At 68.5% G+C, this 15401-nt stretch carries 15 protein-coding genes; 3 read left to right on the plus strand and 12 right to left on the minus strand.

Annotation, left to right across the window (positions count from 1 at the left end; translation table 11 throughout):
* Positions 1-66: 66 nt before the first annotated feature.
* From smc to AOM45_RS24640, 4 genes are read right to left on the minus strand one after another with little or no spacing between them, the layout of a single operon-like run.
* Positions 67-3711 carry a chromosome segregation protein SMC gene (gene smc / locus AOM45_RS24625; RefSeq protein ID WP_035910350.1) on the minus strand — a complete coding sequence of 1215 codons (3645 nt, stop codon included), beginning with the start codon at positions 3709-3711 and terminating at the stop codon, positions 67-69.
* Positions 3712-3771: 60 nt separating this feature from the next.
* The gene (locus AOM45_RS24630; RefSeq protein ID WP_030467979.1) at positions 3772-4362 is read right to left on the minus strand and encodes an anti-sigma factor family protein; all 591 of its coding nucleotides are present in this window, start codon (positions 4360-4362) and stop codon (positions 3772-3774) included.
* Complete coding sequence (locus AOM45_RS24635; protein ID WP_030467978.1) at positions 4359-4865, minus strand: sigma-70 family RNA polymerase sigma factor; 507 nt, start codon at positions 4863-4865, stop codon at positions 4359-4361. Before AOM45_RS24635 ends, AOM45_RS24630 begins: the two co-directional genes overlap by 4 nt.
* Before the next feature lie 33 nt (positions 4866-4898).
* Positions 4899-5171 (minus strand): acylphosphatase, encoded by a 273-nt coding sequence (locus tag AOM45_RS24640; protein WP_030467977.1) that lies wholly within the window; start codon positions 5169-5171, stop codon positions 4899-4901.
* An 81-nt stretch (positions 5172-5252) separates the two neighbouring features.
* On the opposite strand from AOM45_RS24640, the gene AOM45_RS24645 reads away from it, so the two are divergent.
* Positions 5253-5975 carry a CAP domain-containing protein gene (locus AOM45_RS24645; protein WP_051783477.1) on the plus strand — a complete coding sequence of 241 codons (723 nt, stop codon included), beginning with the start codon at positions 5253-5255 and terminating at the stop codon, positions 5973-5975.
* Here AOM45_RS24645 and AOM45_RS24650 read toward each other — a convergent pair.
* Positions 5948-6412 carry a hypothetical protein gene (locus tag AOM45_RS24650; protein ID WP_162185662.1) on the minus strand — a complete coding sequence of 155 codons (465 nt, stop codon included), beginning with the start codon at positions 6410-6412 and terminating at the stop codon, positions 5948-5950. The genes AOM45_RS24645 and AOM45_RS24650 overlap by 28 nt on opposite strands.
* A 177-nt stretch (positions 6413-6589) precedes the next feature.
* Here AOM45_RS24650 and AOM45_RS51060 point away from each other — a divergent pair, with 177 nt between their 5' ends.
* Positions 6590-7084, plus strand: coding sequence for a hypothetical protein (locus AOM45_RS51060; RefSeq protein ID WP_156093850.1), 495 nt, complete (start codon positions 6590-6592; stop codon positions 7082-7084).
* Positions 7085-7124: 40 nt separating this feature from the next.
* Here AOM45_RS51060 and AOM45_RS24660 read toward each other — a convergent pair whose 3' ends face one another.
* A complete protein-coding gene (locus AOM45_RS24660) occupies positions 7125-7805 on the minus strand; it encodes a response regulator (RefSeq protein ID WP_030467973.1) in 681 nt (226 codons plus the stop codon).
* Positions 7802-10291 carry a DUF4118 domain-containing protein gene (locus AOM45_RS24665; protein ID WP_035910349.1) on the minus strand — a complete coding sequence of 830 codons (2490 nt, stop codon included), beginning with the start codon at positions 10289-10291 and terminating at the stop codon, positions 7802-7804. The genes AOM45_RS24660 and AOM45_RS24665 overlap by 4 nt, the downstream gene beginning before the upstream one ends.
* A 329-nt stretch (positions 10292-10620) precedes the next feature.
* On the opposite strand from AOM45_RS24665, the gene AOM45_RS24670 reads away from it, so the two are divergent.
* Positions 10621-11061, plus strand: coding sequence for a MarR family winged helix-turn-helix transcriptional regulator (locus AOM45_RS24670; RefSeq protein WP_030467971.1), 441 nt, complete (start codon positions 10621-10623; stop codon positions 11059-11061).
* A 33-nt stretch (positions 11062-11094) separates the two neighbouring features.
* Here the strand turns inward: AOM45_RS24670 and AOM45_RS24675 are convergent, their stop codons facing one another.
* The 5 genes from AOM45_RS24675 to AOM45_RS24695 form a co-directional block, all read right to left on the minus strand.
* Positions 11095-12192: a DUF1700 domain-containing protein gene (locus AOM45_RS24675; RefSeq protein WP_030467970.1), complete on the minus strand. Its 1098-nt coding sequence runs from the start codon at positions 12190-12192 to the stop codon at positions 11095-11097.
* Complete coding sequence (locus AOM45_RS24680) at positions 12189-12515, minus strand: PadR family transcriptional regulator (RefSeq protein WP_030467969.1); 327 nt, start codon at positions 12513-12515, stop codon at positions 12189-12191. The genes AOM45_RS24675 and AOM45_RS24680 overlap by 4 nt, the downstream gene beginning before the upstream one ends.
* 198 nt (positions 12516-12713) lie before the next feature.
* A complete protein-coding gene (locus AOM45_RS52405) occupies positions 12714-13325 on the minus strand; it encodes a PASTA domain-containing protein (RefSeq protein ID WP_063757038.1) in 612 nt (203 codons plus the stop codon).
* Positions 13322-14725: a TIR domain-containing protein gene (locus AOM45_RS24690; protein ID WP_030467968.1), complete on the minus strand. Its 1404-nt coding sequence runs from the start codon at positions 14723-14725 to the stop codon at positions 13322-13324. Before AOM45_RS24690 ends, AOM45_RS52405 begins: the two co-directional genes overlap by 4 nt.
* On the minus strand, positions 14722-15354 hold the full coding sequence (locus AOM45_RS24695) for a DUF4230 domain-containing protein (RefSeq protein ID WP_030467967.1): 633 nt from the start codon (positions 15352-15354) through the stop codon (positions 14722-14724). Before AOM45_RS24695 ends, AOM45_RS24690 begins: the two co-directional genes overlap by 4 nt.
* Between the last annotated feature and the right edge of the window lie 47 nt (positions 15355-15401).

A 15401-nucleotide genomic window follows, 5' to 3' on the forward strand; every position in this document is an offset into this window, starting at 1 on the left:
AGTGGTGGTGCGCGCCTGAAGTGGTGAGGTTCGACCTGGGGGACTTCACCCCTTCAGGCGCGACTCTCAGGCCTCTGCCGGTTCGGGCGCCGTCTCCGGTTCGGGCGCCGTCTCCTGCGCGGGAGCGGCGGCGCGCGCGGGCTCGTCTCCGGACGTCCGCAGCCGCTGCGAGATCACCTGCGAGATGCCGTCGCCGCGCATCGAGACGCCGTAGAGCGCGTCCGCGATCTCCATGGTCGGCTTCTGGTGCGTGATGATCAGCAGCTGCGACCGGTCCCGCAGCTGCTGGAACAGGCCGATCAGCCGGTGCAGGTTCGTGTCGTCCAGCGCCGCCTCGACCTCGTCCATGACGTAGAACGGTGAGGGGCGGGCGCGGAAGATCGCGACCAGCATCGCCACGGCGGCCAGCGACTTCTCGCCGCCGGAGAGCAGCGACAGGCGCTTGACCTTCTTGCCGGGCGGGCGGGCCTCCAGCTCGATGCCGGTGGTCAGCATGTCCTCGGGATCGGTCAGCACCAGCCGGCCGTCGCCGCCGGGGAACAGGACCTTGAAGACGATCTCGAACTCGCGCGCCACGTCCTCGTAGGCCGACGTGAAGACCTCCAGGATCTTGTCGTCGACCTCCTTCACGACGGTCAGCAGGTCGCGGCGGGTGTCCTTGATGTCCTCGAGCTGGGTCGAGAGGAACTTGTAGCGCTCCTCCAGCGCCGCGAACTCCTCCAGCGCGAGCGGGTTCACCTTGCCCAGCAACGACAGGTCGCGCTCGGCACGCTTGGCGCGCCGGGCCTGCGTGTCCCGGTCGTAGGGCATCGGCTGCGGCTCGGAGACCTGCTCGCCGCGTTCCTTGGCGGCCTGGTACTCGGCCATCTCCTGGGCCGACGGAGGCACGGGGCAGTCGGGGCCGTACTCGTTGACGAGGTCGTCGAGGCCGATGCCGAAGTCCTCGGCGATCTTGGTCTCGAGCTGCTCGATGCGCAGGCGCTGCTCGGCCCTGAGCACCTCGTCGCGGTGCACGGCGTCGACGAGCTTCTCCAGCTCGCCGGACATCTCGCGGACGAGGTTGCGCACCTGGGTGAGCAGGAGCTCGTGCTGCTGACGGCGTTCCTGGGCCAGATCGCGCTCACGGGCGGCGCGGGCCAGCGAAATTTCGATGCGTTCCAACGCCTGCTCGCCGCCGCGGACGACTGCCTTCGCGACCTGGGCTCCACGCGCACGGTGCTGCGTTGCGCGCGCGTGGCGTTCACGAGCCTCACGCTCGGCGCGCGCGGCACGACGCAGACCGTCGGCCTTGCCCTGCATCGCCCGTGCGCGCTCTTCTGCGGTGCGCTGCACAAGGCGGGCGTCCATCTCGGCCTGACGCGCCTGGGCGAGCTCGGCGGCCAGCGCGTCGCGCTGGTCGGTGTCCGGCTCGTCCTCCAGCGTCTGCTCCTCCTCGGCCATCAGCAGCCGCTCTTCGAGCTCGCCCAGCTTCAACAGGGCTTCCTCGCGCGACCGCTCGACCTTGGCGCGTTGCTCGGTGATGCGGCTGACCTCGGCCTCCGCGGACCGCACGGCCGCGACCATCCGGTTCAACCGCTCGCCGGAGCGGGCCTGGCGGACCTTGGCCTCCTGCACGGCCTCCTTGACCGCGTCGAGCACCTTGCGGCGGGCCTGCTGCTCGGCACGGGCGCCCTCCAGCGCGGCCGAGGCGTGCTCCAGCGCGCGTTCGGCGGTCGCCAGCTGCTCCTGGGCCTCGTCGACGGCCGCCTGCACCTCGATCACGCTCTGGCCCTGCGATCCCGAGCCACCGATCGCCCAGTCCGTGCCGAAGATGTCGCCGTCACGGGTCACCGCGCGCACGTTCAGGCGGGCAGCGGTGTCCAGATCGTCCACCACCGCAAGACGATCGAGCGCGCGCGCCAGTGCCGGACGCAACGCCTCGGGCGCGTGCACGACGTCGATCGCCCAGCGCGCGCCGTGCGGGAGGTATCCCCACTGCGAGGTGTCCACAGTGGAGCCGTACGAGCCGATGAGCACGCCCGCGCGACCGGCGTCCTTCTCCTTCAACAGCTTCAGCGCCTGCAAAGCCCCGTCGCCGGAAGATACAGCCACAGCGTCCGCGATCGGGCCCAGCGCGGCCGCCAGAGCGACCTCGAAACCAGGTTCGACAGTCAGCAGAGCGGCGACCGAACCCAGCAGGCCCGGCACGTCCGACGCGAGCAGCGCGCCCGCACCGTCCTTGCGCGTCAGACCCAACGAGAGAGCGTCCACGCGGGCACGCCACGACGCGATGTCGCGTTCCGCGGTGCGTTCGGCCTTGACCAGTTCCTCGACGCGCTGCCGTGCCGCGTCGTTGGACTGCACGGCGTGACGGTGCCGTTCGTCGAGGTCGTTGTCGCCCTCGTCCTCGTAGCCGGTGACCGCCTGCGCCTCAGCGAGTTCGATCGACGCGAACTCGACGCGTTCGGAGGCTTCCGCGAGCGTGCCGGAAAGTCGTTCGATCTCCTCGGCGGTCGCGTTCGTCTTGCTGCGCAACGCTTCCACCTGACCGGACAGCCTCGCCAGGCCCTCGCGGCGGTCGGCGATCGCGCGGACGGCGGCGATGTGCGCCTTCTCGGCCTGGGAGACCATGCGCTCCAGCTCGGACCGCGTCTCCACGGCCTCGGCCAGCGCGATCCTCGCCTCGGTCACGCCTTCCTGGAGCTCCAGCTCCATCTCGGCGGTCTCCTCGGCCTCGCGCTCGAGGTCGTCGGGGTCGCGGCCGCGGGACGGCGCGTCCAGCTCGGCGGACAGGTGCCGCGCGCGTTCGGCGGCGAGGCGGACGGTGCCGCGGAGACGTTCCTCCAAAGCGGACAGCCGGTACCAGGTGTCCTGCGCGGCCTGCAGCTTCGGCGAGTCGGCGGCGACGCGCTCCTCCAGCTCGTTCTGCTGGTACTGCGCGGCCTGCAACGACTTCTCGACCTCGGCGCGGCGTTCACGGGCCTTCGCCTCGTCGTGCTCCTCCTGCGCGATGGCTTCCCGCTGCGTCACGAGGTCGTCGGCGAGCAGGCGGAGTTTGCTGTCTCGCACCTCGGACTGCACGACCTGGGCGCGGCGGGCGATCTCGGCCTGCTTGCCGAGCGGCTTGAGCTGACGGCGCAGTTCGGCGGTGAGGTCGGTGAGACGCGTCAGGTTCGCCTGCATCGCCTCGAGCTTGCGCAGCGCCTTTTCCTTGCGCTTGCGGTGCTTCAGGACACCGGCGGCCTCTTCGATGAAGGCGCGGCGTTCCTCCGGTTTGGACTCGAGGATCGCGGCGAGCTGGCCCTGACCGACGATCACGTGCATCTCGCGGCCGATGCCGGAGTCGGACAACAGCTCCTGGATGTCCATCAGGCGGCACGAGTTGCCGTTGATCTCGTACTCGGTGGCGCCCTCGCGGAACATGCGGCGGGTGATCGACACCTCGGTGTACTCGATCGGCAGCATGCCGTCGGAGTTGTCGATCGTCAGCGTCACCTCGGCGCGGCCGAGCGGCGCGCGGCCGGACGTGCCGGCGAAGATGACGTCCTCCATCTTGCCGCCGCGCAGGTCCTTGGCACCCTGCGTGCCCATCACCCAGCGCAGCGCGTCGAGCACGTTGGACTTGCCGGACCCGTTGGGGCCGACCACACAGGTGATGCCGGGCTCGAAGCGCAGCGTGGTAGCCGAGGCGAAGGACTTGAAGCCCTTCAGCGTCAGGCTCTTGAGATGCACGCCGGGCAGAGTACCCAAACGCTTGCGTTAGATGCGTGAGGCGTGCCGTGACCTGCGTTTCTAGGGACGGAGAGTAACCAGGAGCCCTGTTTCGTCAGACACTTCCAGGCGATCTATCTGATCAACCCGGAACGACGTGGAACCGGGAATCCGCTCGTCAGCGGCGTGGCTCGACCCCCACCAGCCGCCGATCTCGCGCTGACCGGCCCGGTCGAACACCATCACCTTGCAGCGCGCGCCCGGTTTGACGTTGCCGAACTGGAACCACATCTCGGTGCCCCAGGACTTCGTGACCATGGAGACACTGGCGTCGACCCCCGTCCTCTGGTCGTGCGACGCCCACGTCGGCGCAGGTGGAGGCGTCAGGAGCAGGACGCCGCCGGCGAGCGCGAGGACGAGCAGCACGGCCGCGCACAGGACCAGCACGCGGCGGTGGCGGTTCGGCTCGGGCGGGCACTCGGGGATCTCGTCGAGGTGCTCGACGTCGTCCAGGCTCAGCCGGCCGAGCAGGCCCGGCAGCGGAGCCAGTCGCAGCATCTCGGCCTGGCACGCGTCGCACGAGCCGAGATGACGTTCGAACGCGGACCGCTCCTTGATGTCGAGCGATCCGAAGAGGTAGGCGCCGACGTCGACGGTGTGCTGGCAGCTCACGCCTCGGTCACCCCTCTTTCCTCCAGCGCGTCGCGCAGCGCCCGCAGTGCGTAGAAGCAGCGCGACTTGACCGTGCCCGGCGGGATGCCGAGCGCTTTGGCGGCCTCCGCGACGGTGCGGCGGCGGTAGTACAGCTCGATGACGACCGTCCGGTGCTCGGGCGTGAGCGCCCGCAGCGCCGACGCGATCTGCCACGTCTGCAGCACGTGCTCGACCTGGTCGCTGACCGGTGGCAGGTCCACCGGTTCGAGCGGCACCTCGGTCGCACGTGCGTTGCGGCGGCGGTAACCGGAGATCACCAGGTTCTTGGCCACCGTGTAGAGCCACGGCGCGGCGTCGTCCGGGTTCAGCTCCTCGTGGTGCCGCCACGCGCGGAGCAGGGTCTCCTGGACGATGTCCTCAGCCTGCTGGAAGTCGCCGTCGACCAGCCGCAACACGTAGTGCAGCAGCGGGCCTCGCCAGCGGTCGTACAGCTGGATGAGGACGTCTTCCGGGGAGTCCACGCTCCCTTACTACGCCACCTCTTCCGGAAAGGTTCAGCGCTCGACGAAGCCGTTCAGGTCACCCCTGGCGTCGGTCCATTGCTCACCGACAGATTCGACATGTCCGGGAGTTTCACCCGAACGGAGAGCAGTGAGCAGTTCTTCACACTTCTCCCGAGGACCCTCGGCGACGACCTCGACCCTGCCGTCCGGCCTGTTCGAAGCGCTGCCGACCAGGCCCAGCTCCAGCGCCTTGGTCCGCGTCCACCAGCGGAAACCAACGCCCTGCACTCGTCCACGCACCCACGCGTTCAGTCGCACGTCCACCGCCGAATGGTTGCGTAGTGACCCAAGGTGACTGAAAGCGCACTCTGTGGTTGTCACCCATTAGTGGTACGGTGCCGACTCGTGAGTGCCCGCAGCCTCTTACTCGGCCTGCTGATCGGTGCAACCGGCGTCGGCGGTCTGGCCTTCTCCGGTACCTCTCCTCTCGGCATCAGCTTCACCAACGCCGCCCAGCAGGAGACCACCGACGCAGCGAACCAGTTCGGCACAGGCAACGCCGCGGCACCCAACAACAGACAGACGTCGTCCGACAACACCGGTGTCGGCACCCCCACGGCATCGTCGTCCTCCTCCGCTCCCACCACGTCGTCGGCGACGGCCACCTCCACCTCTTCTTCGTCTGCGGCTCCCACCACCACGACGACGCCCCCCGAAGCGACCAAGCCGCCCGTCGACCCCCCGCAGCAGCCGGGCAACAAGACCCCGGAACAGGCGGTGCTGGAGCTCGTGAACGACGCTCGCGCCGCGAAGGGCTGCAAGGCGCTCGTGATCGACGACCGCATCACGACCGCGGCCCAGGCCCACAGCACGGACATGGCGACCCAGAACTACTTCTCGCACACCTCGAAGGACGGCAGGACCTTCGACGTGCGGATGAAGGAAGCGGGCTACCCGAGGCCCGGCGGCGAGAACATCGCGAAGGGCTACACCACGCCCGATCAGGTCATGCAGGGCTGGATGAACTCCACGGGCCACCGCGAGAACATCGAGAACTGCACCTTCACCACCATGGGCCTGGGTCTCGACACCCGTGGCAACTACTGGACCCAGAACTTCGGTCGCTGACGCTTGAGCAGGGGAAACTTCGTGTACGAGAGCCCGGAACCGGACTCGCGCTCGCGCTTCTTCAAAGGTGCGCCGCAGGTCGTCCTAGCCGTGTCCGGCGTCGTGCTGGCGACCGTCTTCGCCGCCGTCGCCTCACTCGCCGCGAGCTCGGACACCGCCACCCAGACCCCGTCGACCCAGCCGCCGCGCAAGGAGGCCGTGAAGGACGCCCTGAGCATCGTGCCGACGTCCTCCCCGACCACGACCGTCGAGCAGACCTCGTCGTCGTCCTCCTCCGAGACGCCGACGTCCACCACCACGACGACGAAGAAGCCGACGCGCGTCACGACCATCACACGTCCCGACGGCACGACGACCACCGTCACGACCGATGACCCGCCACCGGTGACCACGTCGTCGAAGACAACCACCACCACGACGACAACCACGACGACCACGACCACCACCACGACGACGGACCCGTCCTCAACGACGCCGACGCCGTAGGGTTACGCCAGTCACCAACAAGTGACGCAGAGCTACACGAAGGTGTGGCCTGACTGAGGCTTTGGTGCGTTTCCGCCGATAACTCGAACGCAAGTCCATCCGACCGGGTTTCCCACGAGGAGATGGGTGTGTTCGAGGAAGATCATCCGCAGTCACCGACCGAGCCGGCGCCCCCGAAGAAGCGAGTGGGCACGGCAGTGATGCTGGCTGCGGGCGGCGTGGTCGTGGCAACCCTGTTCGCCACGGTGGCGTCCATGCTCGCCGCGTCCGGCAAGGAGGCGACCCCGGAGCGGACCTCCGCGGACGTCGTCGAAACCATCACGAGCGTGGCACCGGACGGCAGCACCAGCACGGTCGTCGTCACGGTCTCGTCGGGTGCGCCGAAGTCGTCGGTCGCGGCGGACCGGAAGCAGGGCGCGCGGCCGCAGGAGCAGCCGAAGCCGGCACCGCCGGAGCCGCCGAAGGTGACCACCAACCCGCCGGCCACTTCGCAGACGCAGAGCAATCCGCCCACGTCCTGGACTGAGACGCCGACGTCTTCGGCTACTTCTTCGTCCTCGTCCACGGCTGCGCCGACGTCGTCCTCGTCGTCGAGTTCGGCCGCGCCGGAGCCCAAGCCGTAGGACTCGCCGGAGCTGCGCGTGTCAGCGCCTCACCCGGACGCTAGAGCTCGAACCGGTACCCCATCCCCGGCTCCGTCAGCAGGTGCCGCGGCCGCGCGGGCTCCGGTTCCAGCTTCCGCCGCAGCTGCGCCACGTACACCCGCAGGTAGTGGGTCTCCTTCTCGTAGGCGGGACCCCACACCTCCCGCAGCAGCTGCTTCTGGGCCACCAGCTTCCCGGCGTTGCGGGCGAGAAGTTCCAGAAGACCCCACTCGGTGGGCGTGAGGTGAACCTCAGCGGAGTCCTTCAGCACGCGTTTGGCGGCCAGGTCCACGGTGAAGGAAGCGGTCTGCACCACCGGTTCGTCCTCGGGGCCCGCGACAGCCGAGCGGCGGACCGCGGCGCGCAGCCGGGCCAGGAGTTCGTCCATGCCGAAGGGTTTGGTCACGTAGTCGTCGGCGCCGGCGTCCAGGGCGTCGACCTTGTCGGTCGAGTCGGTGCGGGCCGAGAGGACGATGATCGGCAGGGTGGTCCAGCCCCGCAGGCCCGCGATGACGTCGGTGCCGTCCATGTCGGGCAGCCCCAGGTCCAGGACCACCACGTCCGGTTTGCCGTCGGCGGCCTGGCGCAGGGCCGTGGCGCCGTCGTGGGCCGTCAGGACCTCGTAGCCCCTGGCCGCGAGGTTGATCCGCAGCGCGCGCACGATCTGCGGTTCGTCGTCGACCACCAGTACCTTCGTCACGCCACCCTCTCATCGGCCGGGAGTGAGATCACCACGGTCAGTCCGCCGCCGGGTGTGTCCTCCACGGTGATCGTGCCTCCCATCGCCTCGGTGAAGCCCTTCGCCACGCTCAGGCCGAGGCCGACACCGCCCGGTGTGCGGTCACCCAGGCGTTGGAACGGGGCGAAGACCTCGTCCGCGGTGCCCTTGGGCAGGCCGCGGCCGTGGTCGACGACGCGCAGCTCCACCTCGTCGCCGTGCGCGGAGGCCCACAGCGCCACGGCGCCCGCGTAGCGCAGGGCGTTGCCGACGACGTTCGCGATCACCCGTTCGAGCAGGCCCACGTCGGCGCGCACGGGCGGTAGCGACTCGGGGACGTCCACCTCGATGTCGCCGGTCAGGCCACTCAGGGCCCGTGCCACCGCCTCGTAGTAGCCGACCGCGCGGAACTGCGGCTCGACGGCCCCGGTGGCCAGTCGCGACGAGTCGAGGAGGTTGTCGACCAGGGCCGTGAGGCGGTCCGCCGACTCCTCCACCGCCTCCAGCAGTTCGGCCGTGTCGGACGGGGAGAGCGTCAGTTCCGGGTCGCGCAGGGAGCCCACGGAGGCCTTGATCGAGGTCAGCGGCGTGCGGAGGTCGTGACCGACGGCGGAGAGCAACGCCGTGCGCAGCTCGGAGCGGGAGGCCTGGCGCTGGGCTTCGAGGGCCTGTTCCGCCATCCGCTGCTGCCTCAGCGCGAGCAGTGCCTGGCCGGCGGCGGCCTCCAGGACGCGGCGGTCGGAGGCGGGCAGCGAGCGGCCGCGCAGTGCGAGGTGGACGTCGGGAGTCACCGCGATGTCGACGTCCGCCTCGTCGGGCTCGTCGCACGGGCTCGCACCGACGCACGCCACCCGCGCCCAGTTGCCGTCGACGCGTTCCAGCAACGCGACGGACGTGAGTCCGAAGTTCTCCTTCACCTTCTCCAACAGCCGTGCGAGCGGATACGGGTTCGTCAGCACGGTGCGCGCGTACGACGCGAGGAGCGTTGCCTCGGTCCGAGCGCGCGCGGCCTGTGTCGCACGGCGCGCGGCGCGGTCCACCACCAACGCCGTGGAGACGCCCACGACGATCATCGCGAAGAAGGTCAGCACGTTCTGCTGCGCGTCGATGGTGAACGTGTAGAAGGGCTCGGTGAAGAAGAAGTTGAGCAACAACGCGCTGATCAGCGCGGTGACGATCGACGGTCCGAGTCCACCGACGATCGCGACGACGAGCGTGACCAGCAGGTACGTGATGACGTTCGTGGAGAAGTTCAGACTGCCGCGCATCGACGCGCCGGCGACCGTCACCAGCGCGGGTCCGGCCAGCGCGAGGACCCAGCCCCACGCGAGCCTGCCCGGCCTGAGCGGACTGCCCGCGGCCCGTGCCCGCCAGCCGCTGGTCGTCGCCGGGTGCGTGACCATGTGGACGTCGATCGCGCCGGACTCCTGCACGACCGTGGAGCCGATACCGGCGGAGAACACGCGCGCGAGCCGTGAACGGCGCGATGTACCGACCACGAGCTGAGTGGCGTTGACGCCGCGTGAGAACTCCAACAGCGCCGTCGGCACGTCATCGCCCACAACGGTGTGAAAGGTGGCACCAACGTCATCGGCGAGTTTTCGGTACTTCGCCAACGCGTGCGGATCTGCACCTGCCAGACCATCGCCCCGAAGAACGTGCACGACAAGAAGGTCGCCACCCGCGCGCGTGGCGATGCGACGCGCGCGACGGATGAGCGTCTCGCTCTCCTTGCCTCCGGTGATAGCGACGACGACGCGTTCCCGTGTCTCCCACGTGTCGGTGATCTGCTGCTCGGCCCGGTAGCGCAACAACGCGACGTCGACCTGGTCGGCGACCCACAGCAGCGCGAGCTCGCGCAGCGCCGTGAGGTTGCCGACGCGGAAGTAGTTGCCGAGGGCCGCGTCGATCTTGTTCGCGGTGTAGACGTCGCCGTGGGCGAGCCTGCGGCGGAGCGCTTCCGGGGTCAGGTCGACGAGCTGCGTCTGGTCGGCTTTGCGCACGACCTCGTCCGGCACGGTTTCCTGCTGCGGAACGCCCGTTATGCGGTGCACGACGTCGTTGAGGGATTCCAGGTGCTGCACGTTGACGGTGGACAGCACGTCAATCCCCGCGTCGAGGAGTTCCTCGACGTCCTGCCACCTTTTTGCATTACGGGATCCGGGCACGTTGGTGTGCGCCAGTTCGTCGACGACGACGAGCTCCGGTGCGCGGGCCAGCACCGCGTCGACGTCCATCTCCGTGAGTTCGACACCGCGGTGCGTGGAGTGTGCGCGCGGCACGATTTCCAGGCCCTCGACCAGTTCGGCGGTCTTCTCACGGCCGTGGGTCTCGACAAATCCGACGACCACGTCCGTACCGCGTTCCCGCCGCCGGTGCGCCTCGCCGAGCACGGCGAACGTCTTGCCGACGCCGGGAGCCGCACCGAGGTAGATGCGGAGCTCGCCACGCCTGGGTTTCGCACTCACCGGACCAGTCTGCCCTGGCCCCGCATGGGCTGTTCGGGGGTATGCGTTGCGCCACACGGTCAGGCACGTGCGCCTTCCCACAGTTCTGACAGCGGATCTGTCTCGTTGAATCATCCTTCAGCACGGCGACCGTTCGAGTGAGCTTCGCTGCGCTTTTTACGCCGTTTACCAGCACATTTAAGTGCGCCGGACGCGCGCGGTGACACCCCGCGTAACCACAACGGCCGAATGGGTTATCGGCAGTTGGCGGATAGCGCGCAGAGCGTGAATGAGGGAAAGTGCCAGGGTTCGTGTCCGAATTCGGACAATCACATGCGCGCGGAGAAACGATGCCCACCACCGTCACCAACCACGAGGCTCTTCAACTCGTGGTGGCCGTGCACCGGCTGGTGCGAAGTCTTCGACAGGCCGCTCCGGCCCGTCGTTTGCAACCCACCCAGTTATTGGTGCTGTCAGAACTGAGCGCCCACGGCCCGATGCGGATCGGCGAGATCGCGGTGCGCGCGCTGTGTTCGCAGCCGACCGCGACAACCGTCGTGACCAGCCTCGAATCCACCGGCCTCGTGCGTCGGGAGCCCGACGCCGCCGACGGCAGGGCGACGATAGTCGTGCTCACCGAAGTCGGTCGCGAGACGATCCTGTCGCTGGCTCACGGCGAGGCCGAACTATTGAGTGAAAGAATGGCCGAACTTTCGCCGGAAGACAGAGAACACCTGCGCTCGGCCATGCCGGTATTGCGCCACCTGGCCGAACCGCAGGAGAACAAGTAGGAGCGGGACCCCCCGACAGGTCCCGCTCCAGGATTACTTGCTGGGTGACACGGAAGTAGGTGGCACCGAGCTCGAAGTCGCGCTTCCAGAACTCGACGACGGCGTACTCTGCGTTGATGACGGAGCGTCCTCGCTCGGTGCCACCGTGTAGCAGGTGCCGTTTTCGTAGTCGATCTTCGGCCGCGGATACCTGTTTGCCGGAATCATCGGCTGAGGGTCGCTCCCACGGCAGCCGTAGTACTGCTGCGGCGCGTTGATGGGATTGCCGTCCTGGTCGTACAACAACACGTTGGTCAGCAACTTGCCGTTCTCGTCGTACGCGTAGATGTTCTGGTACGTCTCCACGATCGGCGCCTGGTACGACTGGCGCGACGAGTTGTACCCCAGCTGGTTCGCCGTGACGTCGATCATCTGGAACAGCAGCCCGACCGCCAGCGCCGAGGCCGGCAGGCTGAACCACAGCCACCGCCGGTCGACCTTGGCCCGCGGCCCGGCGAACACCGACACCACCGCGATCGCGGCGATCACGAGAAACCCGAGGATGTCGCGCCCGGCGAGCAGCACGGCACCGAGCCCGAGCAGAGCGGCCCGCACCAGCCACCACGCCGGCTGCAGCGACCTCAGGTAGGTGATCGCCCGGTCCGCCGGAGTTCCCGCCTCCGGACTGAGCCACTTCTGCAGCCTGTGCGTCTCCGGCAGGTTCATGATCTCCTGCTGAGCGGCCCCGCGCTCGTGCACGAGCGCGAGGCTCAGCACCAGGACCACCGCCGGCACGAGCAGGATCGCGGGTTCCTTCAACGACGCGGCCCCCGCGAGCAGCGTGACACCGGTGGCGATCACCAGCCCCCACGCCGCCACCCGCGGCCTGGTGAGCAGCTGCTTCTTGGTCGTGACCGGCAGCCGTTCGGTCCGCGGCGGATACCCGGCAGCCTGCCGCAACTCCTGCGCGTACTGCTCAGGCGGCCCGAGCCGCTGCTCGATCGTCTCGTTCTCCCTGAGCTCAGTGGACAGCTCGGCGACGTGCGCCTCGACGTCCTCCATGATCTCGGCGACCTCGTTGGGCGGCAGGTCGTCGAGGGCCGCACGCATCCCCGCCAGGTAGTGCTCGATGCCGAGCGCTTGCGTGTTCATGCCGCGACCTCCTCGAGCAGGCCGTCCAGCGTGCTGGCGAACGACCTCCACGTCTCCCTCGACTCAGCCAGGCGCACCCGCCCGGTCTCGTTGATGCTGTAGTACTTGCGGTGCGGCCCCTCTTCGCTCGGCACCACGTACGAGGTCAGCATCCCCGCGTTGTAGAGCCTCCGCAGCGTTCCGTACACCGACGCGTCCCCCACGTCGTTCAGTCCCCCGGCGCGCAGTCTGCGCACCACGTCGTACCCGTACCCGTCGTCCTTGCGCAGAACCGCAAGGACGGCCATGTCGAGCACCCCTTTGAGCAGCTGACTTGTGTCCATGGCCCCTCCACTTTCGGTTTGGCGACCGACCTCGGCGATCACCAAACGAACCCCGTCTTTCCGGAGCGTCAGCACTGTTGCGCCGTGGACACTACTACGCATCGCGGAGTACTGTCTAACCCGCTGGAGCATCGGTGAGGAACGAACACGGCCTCCCAGGTCAGGGGGCCTGGGAGGCCGTGTCCGGAAGGTCGGCGGTCAGCTCTTGCAGCCGGAGGTACCCGTCGACTCGCCGAACTTCACCGCGCCGAGCGTGATCTTGGTCTTCGGGTCGGGCGTGCTGCCGGGCGGCTCCGACTGGCTCACCACGACCCAGTTCCGGTCAACGAGCTGCTGCCTTCGCTGGCCGGTCGCGTCCTCGGAACCGAGCAGGTAGAAGCCCGCCGCCTGCAACGTGTCCTGGGCCTTCTGCAGATCGAGGCACACGACGTTCGGAACGGCCCCCTTGGCCCGCGGTTCCCCGCTGGTCGAGCTGTCGGTCGGCTTGCGCACCTTCAGCACCACCTGCGTACCGCTCGGGGCCTCGGCGCCGGCCTCGGGCAGCTGCGAGGCGACGACCCAGTTCAGCGGTTCCAGGATCTGCCTGTTCTGGCCGGTCTCGTCCTCCTCGGTCACCCGGTAGCCCTGTGCCCGCAAGAGTTCTCGCGCCTCGGTGAGCCGCATCTGAACCACCTCGGGCATCTTCGGTCCGCTGGGCACCGGCGACGCGGAGCTCGCGGTCGTCGCCGAGCTGCGAGGGGCGGGGCTCCTCGGCTCCGCACCGGCGCAGCCGGCGAGGACGAGCACGAGCAGCGCGATGACGATCTTCATTCGGTGTTCTCCTGAACAGCGGCGGGCGGGATGCTGATCTCGGCGAGCACGGAACGCAGGCGCTCGACCTCGGCGGGTGCCGCTTCGGCGACGACCTGACGGCGCCAACGCTGCAACCGGTGCGCGCGGTCGACCGTGACGACGTAGCAGAGGAGTGCGGCGATCAGGGCGCCGGCGAGCAGACTGCTGTGCCCCCAACCACCCTCGACGACCGCGAAGACGGCACTGCCGATCACGGCGGCCAAGAACAACACGTGCACTGCGGGCAACACCGGGGAAGAACGGCGCAACCACTCCCACCTGCTCAACGCGCAGAGCTCGTGGAGCCGGTCCACCGCCCACTCCACCTGCCCGAGCACGAACTCGACCTGTTCTCGCTGCGCCATGGTGAGCAAAGGCCGATGAGCCTTCATGAAGCGCTCGGCGTGCGTGAGTGCGCCGCGCACAGAGGCGGGGTGTGGTGCGAGTCGCACGTACGGCCACAGGTCGCTGTTGCGCCGATCGCGCAGCCATCGGTCGCCCTCGACGACGGTAAACCCGGCGATCACCGCCAGCACGAGCAGCTGTCCCTGCCACGGAACCAGGTTGCCGCTGAAGAGGACGATGATGCCCATCCCCGCCACGAACAGGCCGACGGTGACGTTGGTCTTCTGGTCGTGGGCCAGCCGGGCAAGGTGTTCGTCGCTCTCGTCCAGCCTCACTCTGACCGCGTACACGATCGACAGCGTCCCCAGTGGAATCACCAGCGCGAAGACCAGCGCCAGAGCGAGCGCGGCGAGCCAGAGGTGTCTCATCTCCACGTCGGGCACCAGCAACCGGACCAGCAACCACGGTGCCGCCAGGCCGAGCAGCGATGCGGCGACCAGTGGCCGGACACTCCGCTGGCGTGCCGGGTCCGGACGCGCTGGTGCGGGCAGCTCCTCCGTGGCGACCCGGCCTTCGAGCAGGCGGATCAGTTCGCCACCGCCCTGCTCCCACTCCCCGAAGAGGATGCGCCAGTACTGCTGGTTGCCGAACTCCGCGACGTCGGCGAACCCCTTGTCGATCAGTTCGTGCTCCCTCGGCAGGGACGCCTTGTCCAGCAACACCGGGATCACTCGAATCTCCATCTCGAGCGCGGTGCCGAGCTCCCAGCGGACCCAGTCGTCCTCGTCCTCGCGCTCGACGAGGTCGTCCAGCCATTCCTGGTGGACGAACACCAGAACGACCTCGCTGCTCCTGAGCCAGCCGCGCAGCATCGACGGGAAGTGATCACCCGCGACGAGGCCCGTGTCGGCGCGGATCTTGTCCACACCGAAGTGGGTGCGCAGGCGTTCGATGAACGCGTCGACCGCCAGTGCGTGACTGCGCCGCCCGTTGAGGTGGTTCTTGCGGTAACAGATGAAGATCCCGCCGCTCATCGGTTCTCCACCACGGTGACCTCGAAGCCCAGCGCCCGCAGCAGTCCGGTGAGCATGGCTTTGGTGTTCTCGGCGGCCCGCTTGCGCAGTTCGGACTTGTCCGCGGCGTCGGCGATCCGCTTCTCGGCAGCGAGGTAGAACTCCTGCTGGCTCTTCGTGTCGAGCACGGAGCCCAGTCGGTTGAACAGGCCGCGCTTCTGGTCGAAGACGTAGCTGCGTTCGTTGTTGAGGTTGGGCTTGTCGAGCACGGGTTCGGGGATCCGCACCTCGACCGACCTGCCGTCGGGCGACATGACCAGCATCTCCTCGACCAGCTTGCCGAAGTCGACGTAGGCGTTGACGGTCCCCGCCCCCACGAAGAGGGTTCGTTCACCGGCCAGGAAGTCGGGCAACCACGCCGCGTCCTTCTCGATGTCGACGACGACCTCGTAGTCGCCGGTCGCCGCGTGGTACTGGCTCAGGTCGCGCAGTTCCTTGAGCACAGCGGGATGGCTGCGGTCGATGGTGTCGACGCGGAACGGCGATAGATCCCGCAGAGCGCCGGTCAGCTGCAACACGGCCGCCAGCACCACGAGCAGTGCCACGAAGATCAGACCCGGCTTCAACCAGCGCATCTTGACCAACCTCATGCCGCGCATTGTGCGGAGTCACCTGCTTCCTTTTACATGACGGGGAA

The sequence above is a fragment of the Lentzea aerocolonigenes genome (assembly GCF_000974445.1).
Lineage (GTDB): Bacteria > Actinomycetota > Actinomycetes > Mycobacteriales > Pseudonocardiaceae > Lentzea > Lentzea aerocolonigenes.